This window comes from Mesorhizobium sp. M2A.F.Ca.ET.067.02.1.1, from assembly GCF_004023285.1.
Classification (GTDB): domain Bacteria; phylum Pseudomonadota; class Alphaproteobacteria; order Rhizobiales; family Rhizobiaceae; genus Mesorhizobium.
In genome coordinates this window covers 1-11,281 of sequence record NZ_RZSB01000115.1, presented here as the reverse complement: position 1 = coordinate 11,281, position 11,281 = coordinate 1, and the positions used below count along the sequence as shown (strand labels likewise).

8 protein-coding genes, 1 tRNA gene and 1 pseudogene are annotated in these 11,281 nt (G+C 63.4%); 6 read left to right on the top strand and 4 right to left on the bottom strand.

Annotation, left to right across the window (positions count from 1 at the left end; translation table 11 throughout):
• Both EOA28_RS11535 and EOA28_RS11530 read left to right on the top strand, forming a co-directional pair.
• A pseudogene (locus tag EOA28_RS11535) lies at window positions 1-979 on the top strand (glycogen debranching enzyme GlgX); the annotation flags it as partial.
• A complete protein-coding gene (locus tag EOA28_RS11530) occupies window positions 972-2,627 on the top strand; it encodes an alpha-glucosidase family protein (RefSeq protein ID WP_127250112.1) in 1,656 nt (551 codons plus the stop codon). The pseudogene EOA28_RS11535 and the gene EOA28_RS11530, both read left to right, overlap by 8 nt.
• Before the next feature lie 7 nt (window positions 2,628-2,634).
• On the opposite strand, the gene EOA28_RS11525 is transcribed toward EOA28_RS11530, so the two are convergent.
• Window positions 2,635-4,398 (bottom strand): pilus assembly protein TadG-related protein, encoded by a 1,764-nt coding sequence (locus EOA28_RS11525; protein ID WP_127250113.1) that lies wholly within the window; start codon window positions 4,396-4,398, stop codon window positions 2,635-2,637.
• Window positions 4,398-4,763 (bottom strand): TadE/TadG family type IV pilus assembly protein, encoded by a 366-nt coding sequence (locus EOA28_RS11520; protein WP_245463224.1) that lies wholly within the window; start codon window positions 4,761-4,763, stop codon window positions 4,398-4,400. Before EOA28_RS11520 ends, EOA28_RS11525 begins: the two co-directional genes overlap by 1 nt.
• Before the next feature lie 373 nt (window positions 4,764-5,136).
• Here EOA28_RS11520 and EOA28_RS11515 point away from each other — a divergent pair, with 373 nt between their 5' ends.
• From EOA28_RS11515 to EOA28_RS11500, 4 genes are all read left to right on the top strand, one after another.
• Window positions 5,137-6,729 carry a peptide ABC transporter substrate-binding protein gene (locus EOA28_RS11515; RefSeq protein WP_127250115.1) on the top strand — a complete coding sequence of 531 codons (1,593 nt, stop codon included), beginning with the start codon at window positions 5,137-5,139 and terminating at the stop codon, window positions 6,727-6,729.
• 172 nt (window positions 6,730-6,901) lie between these two features.
• Window positions 6,902-7,825 (top strand): ABC transporter permease subunit, encoded by a 924-nt coding sequence (locus EOA28_RS11510; protein ID WP_127386125.1) that lies wholly within the window; start codon window positions 6,902-6,904, stop codon window positions 7,823-7,825.
• Entirely contained in the window at window positions 7,818-8,942 is a 1,125-nt protein-coding gene (locus tag EOA28_RS11505; protein ID WP_127253869.1) for an ABC transporter permease subunit, read from the top strand. Before EOA28_RS11510 ends, EOA28_RS11505 begins: the two co-directional genes overlap by 8 nt.
• 1 nt (window position 8,943) lies before the next feature.
• Window positions 8,944-10,560: an ABC transporter ATP-binding protein gene (locus tag EOA28_RS11500; protein WP_127386124.1), complete on the top strand. Its 1,617-nt coding sequence runs from the start codon at window positions 8,944-8,946 to the stop codon at window positions 10,558-10,560.
• Window positions 10,561-10,588: 28 nt separating this feature from the next.
• Here the strand turns inward: EOA28_RS11500 and EOA28_RS11495 are convergent, their stop codons facing one another.
• Both EOA28_RS11495 and EOA28_RS11490 read right to left on the bottom strand, forming a co-directional pair.
• A complete protein-coding gene (locus tag EOA28_RS11495; RefSeq protein WP_126078409.1) occupies window positions 10,589-10,918 on the bottom strand; it encodes a hypothetical protein in 330 nt (109 codons plus the stop codon).
• Between the two features lie 175 nt (window positions 10,919-11,093).
• Window positions 11,094-11,170, bottom strand: a tRNA-Pro gene (locus EOA28_RS11490).
• Window positions 11,171-11,281 lie beyond the last annotated feature (111 nt).

Genomic DNA, 11,281 nt, shown 5'->3' with positions numbered 1-11,281 from the left:
GGCTATAGCCGGCGATCCCATGCTAGCCGACCGCGTGCTGGTCGCCGAGCCCTGGGATATCGGCCCGAACGGCTATCAGCTCGGCAATTTCCGCCCGCCCTATCTGGAATGGAACGACCGTTACCGCGACGATGTCAGGCGCTTTTGGCGCGGCGACGCCGGCGCGATCGGTGAGCTGGCGACACGGCTTGCCGGCTCCTCCGACGTATTCGGCAGGGACGGCCGGCCGACGACCCGAACGGTCAACTTCATCGCCGCGCATGACGGCATGGCGCTCGCCGATATCGTCGCCTATGAGCGCAAGCACAACGAGGCCAATGGCGAACAGAACCGCGACGGCCATAACGACAATCTGTCCTGGAACAACGGCGCCGAAGGCGAGACGGACGACGAGGCGATCAGCCTGGCCCGCTCCAACGACCGGCGCGCGTTGCTCGCCACCCTCTTTGCCTCGCGCGGTACCATCATGCTGACCGCCGGCGACGAGTTCGGCCGCACGCAAAAGGGCAACAACAACGCTTATGCCCAGGACAACGCCATCACCTGGCTCGATTGGGCCGGCCGCGACCAGGCTCTGGAGCGATACGCAGCATCGCTGGCCACGCTGCGCCGCGCCTTCCCGGTGCTGGCGGATACACGCTTCCTGACCGGTGAGCCCGCCGGTGGTGGAGAATTTCCCGACGTCGCCTGGCTCACCGAGACGGGCGTACCGCTCGGCGAGTCCGACTGGAACGATGCCGGCCGACATCGCCTCGTCATGCTGCTTGGCGATAGCCAGGGCGAGCGCCTCGCGATCCTCGTCAATGGCGACCGCCGCCAATGCGTCTTCTCCTTGCCTGCGCGCGAGGGTTTTGAATGGCGCCCCGCAATCGAAGCGCAGCCTGACGACATCGCGCGACCGCTCTCCGGACGCAGCGTCAATTTCATGATCGAGCAACGTGCCGCTAAAGCGCGCAGCAGGAAGGGTTCTAATGGCTGACGAGAATGCGGAGCGGGGGAGTGAATGGTGGCGCGGCTGCGTCATCTACCAGGTCTATCCGCGCTCCTTCCAGGACACGACCGGCAACGGCAGCGGCGACCTCAAGGGCATCACCGCGCGGCTCGCCCATATCGCTTCGCTCGGCGCCGACGCGGTCTGGCTGTCGCCCTTCTTCAAGTCGCCGATGGCCGACATGGGCTACGATGTGTCCGATTACCGCGACGTCGATCCGATGTTCGGCACGCTGGAGGATTTCGACGCGCTCATCGCCGAGGCGCACCGGCTCGGTCTGAAGCTCATCATCGACCAGGTGATCTCGCATTCTTCCGACAAGCACGAATGGTTCGTCGAAAGCCGCGCCAGCCGTGACAACGCCAAGGCCGACTGGTACGTCTGGGCCGATGCGAAGCCGGACGGCAGCGCGCCCAACAATTGGCAATCGCTGTTCGGCGGCCCCGCCTGGGAGTGGGACGCCACCCGCCGGCAGTACTACATGCACAATTTCCTCACCGCGCAGCCGGATTTCAACTTTCACAATCCGGAGATCCAGGATGCGCTGCTCGACACCGTGCGCTTCTGGCTGGAGCGCGGCGTCGACGGTTTTCGGCTAGACACCGTCAACTACTATGTCCACGACCGCTGGCTGCGCGACAACCCGCCTTTGGCCGCGAGCGTCGCCGGCACCAACGGTGCGACCAGCACCTATGCCTTCCAGGAGCATCTCTTCGACAAGACGCGTCCCGAGAATCTCGACTTCCTGAAACGCTTCCGCGCGCTGCTCGACGAATATCCGGACCGCGCCGCGGTCGGCGAGGTGGGCGACGAGGAGCGTTCGCTGCAGACGCTCGCCGCCTATGTCTCCGGCGGCGACAAATTGCAGATGTGCTACACTTTCGACCTGCTCAGCCCGCAATTTTCCGCCGCCCATGTGCGCGGCTGCGTGGAGGCGTTCGAGACGACTGCCCCGGACGGCTGGGTCTGCTGGGCCTTCTCCAACCATGACGTCGTGCGCCATGTCAGCCGCTGGACGCGGCCCGGCGAGAGCCCGGACGCGGTAGCCAAGTTCTCGATCGCGCTGCTGTCATGCCTGCGCGGCTCGATCTGCCTCTATCAGGGCGAGGAACTGGGGCTGGAGGAAGCCGAGCTCGCCTATGAGGATCTGCGCGATCCCGTCGGCATCCGCTTCTGGCCGGGCGTGAAGGGCAGGGACGGCTGCCGCACGCCGATGGTCTGGCAGGCAGAGGCGGAAAATGCCGGTTTCTCGACGGCCAAGCCCTGGCTGCCGGTGCCGCTGGCGCATCGTGGCCGCGCGGTCGACATTCAGGATGGCGAGTGCGGTTCCGTACTCGCGGCCTATCGTTCGATCCTTGCCCTGCGCAGGCGCCATCCGGCGTTGATCGCCGGCTCCATCCGTTTTCTCGAGGCCGAGGGCGACGTGCTGGCCTTCATACGCCAGCGGGAGGATGAGAGATTGCTGTGCGTCTTCAACTTCGCCGCGGAGCCGGCGAACTGGGCGCTGCCGGCCGAGATCGGGGATGTCGAGATAACGGCTCTTGCCGTTGATGTCGCGGGCGTTCTTGGCGGCGTTGTCGAGGAGAGCGCGCTGGCGTTGCCGCCCTTGGGCAGTTTTGTCGGAAGGATTGGCTGATAGCGGCCTACTGGACGAGGACCGAGCGGCCGCATGTCGCGCCGGTCACGCGCACATCGGCCTCGCCGACATGCACGCCCAGTGTCCCAAGCACGTTGTAGACCAGGCTGTCGACCGGCGCGGTCACGCCGTTGAGCAGCGTTGTCACCGCCGGCTTGACCGCGCCGAGCAGGGCGGTCACATCGAGGCCGAGTCCCAGCGCGTTGACCGACAACGACAGTTTGTTGATCAACGATGTCGTCAGCGACTGCGTCAGGTTCCTTGTCGACACCGTCTTGATCGCCTTGTTGGCGATGTCGGTGGCACTATAGGTCAGCGTGGTCGGCGCCATGTTGGTGATTGAAAAGGCCGACGATCCTTTGATCTGCAGCAGGTTGAGGTTGATCAGCAACAGCTTGAGGCTGACATCCGCGATCTCGGCGTCGGAGAAGGATTGCGGCTTGGTGAAGTCCGCGAAACCACTGGCGTTGCTGTCGGCCAGATGAGCCCCGACGACTCCTGGTTGCGCGGCGATCGAGACCTTGATGCTGGAGGGGCCGGTCGGACAGGTGATATCGGTCAGCTTGGCCTCGGCATAGGCGACCTCGACATTGAGCGGCAGGTTGACGGCAAGCAGATTGATGCCGCCGCCGAGATTGGAATTGCCGACGGTGACGCTGGCGTTGAGCTTGATGCGTGTCTGCGCCGTGCGCACCACGGTGCCTGCTTCCCCCACCGCGAGCCAGGGCGAGTTCTGCATGGGCTCGCCGATGGCGATGGCAAGCGTCGTCGATGCCAGCCCCGGTATGGTAGCGCCGAGATTGACCGCGACCTGGTTCGTGCCGTTGGCCAAAGCCGCCGCCGCCGTCAACATGCTGAGCGCGCTGGCCTCGACCGACAGCCCGGCGGGTTTCTGTCCAAGGCCCAGGCCGCCCACCGAGCCAAGGTCGACGAGAGTGCTGAGCGGAATCTTGACAGTATTGGTGGCGCTGGAAGCCATGGTCTGCAATGCGATCTTGGCCGTACGGTCCAGCCCCGGCACGTTGGCCATGGCGGTGGCGATCTGGCCGACCGTCGCCTTCGAGGCGAGCACGTCCGAATAGGAAACGCCGGTCAGCCTGAGCTGCACGGCAAGTTGGTCGACGAAGGAGAGCACGTCGACATCGGCCGAGATCAGCGAATTGTAGTCCATCACGCTGAGCGAGATGTTGCCGCCGAGAAGGCTGCCGATAAGCGCGTTGAGAATGCCGCCATTGAGACTGGCGAGTCGCGAGCCGACCGAGAAAGCTGCCTGCGGCTGCGCACTGGCGATGGCCGTCGTGCCGAGTGTGGGCGGCGCCATGATCGAGCCGGCGAAATAGAGCGTGCCTTGCTTCTTCAGCGACACCTGCACGGCATTGTAGGGCAGCTTGCCCGCCTCGAACCGGTTGCCGGCGGCAATGGTGCTGACGCCGGTGTAGCGCCCCGGCACGATCTGGACGACTGCCTTGGTGGCGGTTGGCGCCACGTTGGTGCCTTGTTGCTGCACCGCGACCGATGTGATGCCGTTGTCGGCGAGCGTCGTCAGCACCGCCTGCTGGGCATTGGTGATGTTCGAGGCCGCGGTGATGGCGGCGAGGTCGACGATCGACTGCGCGGCACGGCGCTCGTTGTAAAGGGAACCTTCGTCGATCGCGAAGGCGGTCAGCGCCAGCGCCACTGGCGTGCACAGCGCCGTCATGACGGCGAAATTCGCGCTACGGTCGGCGACGAGCCTCCTCGTCGCCGCCATCAATCCCCCCTTGATGGACATCAAATGCCTCCGACACGAATCGTCGACTGGCGCTGTATCGTCGTACCCGGCAGCGGCAGCGTCCTGAACAGGTTCCAGATCGGCAGGTTGCGCGCATCATAGGTGACGGAGACGACGAACTGGCTGCCATCGGCGACACTGTCCCGTGCGTTGACGGTCAGCTTGTTGGGATCGACGAACGGATAGCCGGAGACGTCACGCGCGATGAAATCGGTGACCAGTGCCTGCCGCTCGGTCTGGTTGAGGCCGGCGATCGCCGTTCGCGCCGCATCGGCGGCGATCTGCTGCACGGAATGGCTGGCGCCGAAATAGATTCCGTATGCAACCATGCCGAGCAAAAGCAAGATGAAGACCGGCGCAAGCATGGCGAATTCGACTGCCGATGTGCCCGTGGCATCCGCCCGGTAACGACAGCACGAAGCAAGGAATTTTCGCTTTTTCAGCATGTTGCGGAGAATGCCAAACCCCGCCTGCAAAAACAGAAAACGCGTCGAACAACCGGCGGGTGTGCCAAGTTGAAGGTAGGTTTATAACGTTAGTTTTCGCTGTTTTAGCGTGATGACGCTCACTTTGCGTCAAGCAGGCAATGGTTGAAATAAGATTCCGCTCTGTCTAGTCTCCAGCCACCAGCAGCCGGAAGGGACCGGCGGCACGCCTGAAGGGGCCGTTTCAACGGTTCCGGGGCGTCAACACTTAAGAAAGGCGCGGCTGAGGGGCTGCGCCGACAGGGAGAACTTCATGCTGAAAAATATGCTGAAGGCGACGGCGTTCGCCACCACCTTGGCTCTGGCCACGGGCTCCTTTTACACCCATGCTTTCGCCGAAACCGTCTACAACCGCGGCAGCGCCGCGGAGGCGGAGACGGTCGATCCACACAAGACGTCGACGACCTACGAAGCCGATATCATACGCGACCTGTTCCAGGGCCTCGTCATGCATGACCAGAAGACGAACCTCATTCCGGGCGCCGCCGAAAGCTGGACGGTGTCCGACGACGGCACCGTCTACACCTTCAAGCTGCGCAAGGACGGCCTCTGGTCGGACGGCACCCCGGTGACGGCGGACGACTTCGTCTATTCGTTCCATCGGCTGGAAGATCCGGCCACCGCCGCGGAATACGCCTCGATGCTCTATCCGGTGAAGGGCGCCGAGGACTTCAACACCAAGAAAGGCAAGGCCGAGGATATGGGCGTGAAGGCGATCGACGCCAACACGCTTGAAGTCACGCTGAAGGCGCCGACGCCTTATTTCCTGGAGATGCTGACCCATCAGGCGACCTATCCGGTCAACAAGGCTTCCATTGACAAGCTCGGCGCCGATTGGATCAAGCCCGGCAAGCTGGTTTCCAACGGCGCCTATACGCTGGCCGAATGGGTGCCCAACGACCATCTCAAGATGGTCAAGAATCCGAAATTCTGGGACGCAGCGAGCGTCAAGCTCGACGTGGTGAACTACATCCCGACCGAGGATCGCTCGTCGGCGATGAAGCGCTTCGAGGCTGGCGAGCTCGACAGCTATGGTGACCTGCCGACCGAGCAGCTCGCCGATCTCAAAGCCAAATTTGGTGACCAGGTCCGTGTCGGGCCATATCTCGGCACCTATTATTATGCGGTCAAGACCGACAAGGCGCCGTGGGACAATGTCGAGCTGCGCAACGCCATCTCGATGGCGATCGATCGAGACTTCCTCGCTGAGAAGGTCTGGCAGAACTCCATGCTGCCTGGATATTCAATGGTGCCTCCGGGCATCGAGGGCTACACGCCGTCGCTGGCCAAATACGCCGACATGCCGCAGATCGACCGCGAGGACGCGGCCAAGAAGATCCTAGAGAAGCTCGGCTACACGCCCGAGCATCCGCTGAAGATGGAAATCCGTTACAACACCTCGGAAAACCATAAGAATACGGCTGTTGCTATCCAGGAACAGCTGAAGCCGCTCGGCGTCGAGGTCACGCTGCTCAACACCGACACCAAGACCCACTACGGCTTCCTCGAGCAGAAGGGCAATTACGACGTCGCTCGCGCCGCCTGGATCGCCGACTACAAGGATCCGGAGACCTTCCTCGGCATCTCGCGCAAGGCGAGCGGCAACAACTACTCGAACTACAACAGCCCGGCCTATGAAGCCGCGATGGACAAGGCTGCCGCCGCCGGCGGCAAGCCGGAAGAGCGCATGAAGGACCTCGCCGAGGCCGAGCGCATCCTGGTCGACGACGTCGGCCAGATCCCGCTGCTCTACTACAGCTACCACGACATCGTTTCCTCGAAGCTGCATGGCTTCGATGACAATGTGATGGACATTCATCCGTCCCGCTTCATCTCCAAGGACTGACAAGTAACCTTGGCCGTGCCGCCGCTCTCTTTTTAGGGCGGCGACACGGTCTGTCGTCGTGCCGGGCCGAAAGTCGGATTGGATTTTCGACTGCCCCGGTGCGAAGATCAGAGATGCCAGCGCGCCACGATCTCGTCTGGAGAGCCGTCGCCCTGGCTGAAACGGGGCGCCGATGCTGCGTTATGTCTTCCGGCGGTTGTTGACCGCCATCCCGACGCTGTTCGTCATCGTGACGGTGGCGTTCTTCCTGATCCGCGTCGCCCCTGGCGGCCCGTTCAACCAGGAGAGGGGCCTAAGCCCCGAGATCAGGGCCAATCTCGAAGCCCAGTTCGGCCTCAACGATCCGCTCTGGCTGCAATATCTCCACTATCTCGGCAATCTTTTGCGTGGCAGTTTCGGCCCGAGCTACAACCTGCCTGATTTCACCGTCACCGAACTCTTCGCCAAGGGCCTGCCGATCTCCGTTCAGCTCGGCACGTCGGCATTGGTGCTGGCGCTGATTGTGGGCTCGATCCTGGGTACGATCGCGGCGCTCAACCAGAACAAAATCGCCGACTATTCGGTGATTGCGCTCGCCACTGCCGGCAGCACCATCCCGACCTTCGTCATCGCTCCGGTGATCCAGCTTGTCTTCGGGCTGTCCTGGAAGCTCCTGCCGATCGGCGGCTGGGGGGACGGCGCGTTGATCAACAAGGTCGGCCCGGTGCTGACGCTGGCCTTGCCGCAGATCGCCATCGTCGCCCGCCTGATGCGCGGCTCGATGATCGAGAGCCTGCGCTCCCACCACATCCGCACCGCCCGCGCTCTCGGTCTCTCCGACTGGTCGGTGGTGGTCAAGCACGCGCTGCGCGGCGCCGTGCTGCCGATCGTCTCCTTCACCGGCCCGGCGGCCGCGGCCCTGCTCACCGGCTCGATCATTGTCGAGACGATTTTTTCCATCCCCGGCGTCGGCCGCTACTTCGTCGATGCAGCGCTCAACCGCGACTACACGCTGGTCATGGGAACCGTGGTGGTGATCGCGCTCTTCACCATCGTCTTCAACCTGATCGTCGACCTTCTCTACGCGGTCGTTGATCCGAGGGTGCGCTATGACTGACCTTGCCGTCGCCGTGCCCGAGCCGATCGTCGGCCGCTCGCTCTGGGGCAATGCCTGGGCGCGGCTGAAGCGCAACCGCGCCGCCATGTTCAGCCTCTACTACCTGGCCTTCATCTCCGTCATCAGCGTGTTCGGCCCAATGGTCGTGCCGCACGAATACACCACCATCTACGGCGACTATGTGCGCATGCCGCCGAGTCTCTCGGCCTATCCGAAGCCCGACATGATCCAGGGCGCGCTCACCGATGCCATCAAGCGCATGCGCGCCAACATCAAGGAATGGCACCAGGACGGCAGTCGCGTCATTGTCACCGTCACCTCGACCAAGCCGATCGACGACCGCAACATCCGCTATCTCGACCGTTCCGACGCCTTCGACGACACCAGGATCGAGAACAAGTCGGCCGATGGGCTCGAAGTGACGATGAGCTCGGCCATCAAGCAGCAATATTTCTACTTCGGCACTGACAACACCGGCCGCGACCTGCTTTCGCGAACACTGATGGCCGGGCGCATTTCGCTCGCCATCGGCCTGCTCGCCGGCGTCGTCGCCGGTGTCATCGGCGTCATCTACGGCGCGACCGCCGGGTTTGCCGGCGGCCGGGTCGACGAGGTGATGATGCGCATCGTCGACGTGCTCTATTCGCTGCCCTTCATCTTCTTCGTCATCATGCTGGTGGTGTTCTTCGGCCGCAACTTCGTGCTGATGTTCCTGGCGGTGGGGGCTGTGCTGTGGCTCGACATGGCGCGCATCGTGCGCGGCCAGGCGCTGTCGATCCGAAGGCAGGAATATGTCCAGGCGGCGGAAGCGATGGGCGTCGGTCAGCGCGGCATCCTGCTGCGCCATGTCATCCCCAACCTGCTTGGCCCGGTCGTCATCTACATGACGCTGCTTGTGCCGCAGGTCATCATCCTGGAAAGTTTTCTTTCCTTCCTTGGCCTCGGCGTTCAGGAGCCGATGACCAGCTGGGGCGTGCTGATCTCGGTCGGCGCCAAGAACATCGGCTACGCCAACTGGCTGCTGTTGTTCCCAGCTTTCTTCCTCGTCTCGACGCTGTTTGCCCTGAACTTCGTCGGCGACGGCCTGCGCGACGCGCTTGATCCGAAGGACCGCTGACATGGCCACCGAAACGATCCTCAGCGTCAAGGACCTGCGCGTCCGCTTCCAGACCCTCGACGGCACGGTGGAGGCGGTCAAAGGCATTAGTATCAACGTGAACGCGGGCGAGACCGTCGCCGTCGTCGGCGAATCCGGCTCCGGCAAGAGCCAGACGATGATGGCGGCGATGAACCTCTTGTCCTCCAATGGCGAGGCGACCGGCCATGTCGACTACCGTGGCCAGAACCTTCTGACCCTGTCGAAGAGCGAGCTCAACAAGGTGCGCGGCCGCAAGATCAGCATGATCTTCCAGGAGCCGATGACCTCGCTCGACCCGCTCTACACCATCGGCAATCAGCTGATCGAGCCGATCCGCCGGCACCGCGGGCTCTCCGGGCCGGCGGCGCGCGAAGAAGCGCTGAAGCTGCTCAGGTTGGTGCACATCCCCGATCCCGAGCGGCGCATGAAATCCTACCCGCACGAAATGTCGGGCGGCCAGCGTCAGCGCGTCATGATCGCCATGGCTCTCGCCAACGATCCCGACATCCTGATCGCAGACGAGCCGACGACAGCGCTCGACGTCACCATCCAAGCGCAGATCCTGATGCTGCTGGCCGAACTGCAGCGCAAGCTCGGCATGGCGATCGTCTTCATCACCCACGACCTCGGCATCGTGCGCCGTTTCGCCGACCGGGTCTATGTCATGCGCCAGGGCGAAGTGGTGGAGGAGGGCGCGGCGGAAGCGCTCTTCGCCAATCCGCAGCATGCCTACACCAAAATGCTGCTCGCGGCCGAGCCGACCGGCAGCAAGGCGGCGCCGCCGGCCAATTCGCCGGTGCTGCTCGAAGGCCGAAATGTCGAGGTCGTCTTCAAGATCGGCGGCGGCTTCCTCGGCGGCGAGCCGCTGATGCTGCGCGCGGTGGACAAGATCTCGGTCAGGCTGAAGCGCAACCAGACGATCGGCATCGTCGGCGAATCCGGTTCGGGCAAGTCGACGCTCGGCCGCGCGCTGCTCAGGCTCTTGCCCAGCGACGGCGTCATCCGCTTCGGCGACCGCGACATCTCAGGAGCCGATCGCCAGGCGATGCGGCCGCTCAGGCGCGAATTGCAGCTCGTCTTCCAGGACCCGTTTGGTTCGTTGTCGCCGCGCATGACCGTCGGCCAGGTGATCACCGAGGGCCTTCTGGTGCATGAGCCTTCGCTGACCGGCAAGCAGCGCGACCAGCGCGCCGTCGAGGCGTTGCGCGAGGTCGGCCTCGATCCCAACGCCCGCAACCGCTATCCGCACGAATTCTCCGGTGGCCAGCGCCAGCGCATCGCCATTGCCCGCGCCATGATCTTGAAGCCGAAAGTGGTGGTGCTGGACGAGCCGACCTCGGCGCTCGACCGCTCGGTGCAGAAGCAGATCGTGGAATTGCTGCGCAAGCTGCAAGCCGACCACGAGCTGTCCTACCTCTTCATCAGCCACGACCTCGCTGTGGTGCGCGCCATGGCCGACTACATCATCGTGATGAAGCAGGGAAAGATCGTCGAGGAAGGACCGACGCAGGAAATCTTCGACAACCCGCGCGAGGCCTACACGCAGACGCTGATGAACGCGGCGATCGATTCAACACGGTTCCGCATCAGCGCTTGAGGCGGGGCGAGCCCGACCGGGCGCCGGCTCACTGCGCGGAGGGGCACCTTTGCTTTCTGGCCGTGACGATCACCTGCTGCTGTTGCTGCAGCCGTTCGATCCGGACGGTTTCGCGATTGGCAACCACTGCCTTCACACGTTCGCCGCCGAGCAGCCAGTTCGGCACGCTGGTATTGGCGACCTTGCCGCGGGCGATTGCGGTACGCGAAATATCCGTGGCGGTGTCGCCCACCGCATTGTTGAGCTCGGCGCAGTTCATCTTGTCGTATTTCGCCGGGCTGATCGACGCGGTGGTCGATGAGCAGCCTGCTGCCAGAAGCAGCGTCGCGATCAAAATGGCTGTAGGCTTGAATGTCATTCTCTCAGCCGCTCTGCGGGTTCCGCGCTCCACGAACCCAGGACAGTACGCCATTAGGTCAAAGTAAGGGCCGGCTGTCGAGCACAATAGGCGGCACAAGCCAATCGGCTCACTGTTCCACGAAAAAAGTCAACGAGGCGCGCGGGATTGCAAGCATCCAAGTGCTTGTTTCTTCTGGTCGGAGTGGCAGGATTTGAACCTGCGACCCCCTCGTCCCGAACGAGGTGCGCTACCAGACTGCGCTACACTCCGTGACCAGACGGCGGGCTTATAGCCGCCGCTTTTCGATACTGCAAGCGGCAATGGCAGCACTTCTGTCGCATTTCGTCGGCTTTCGTCGCGCCGGTCGGGACGGCAGCGGGT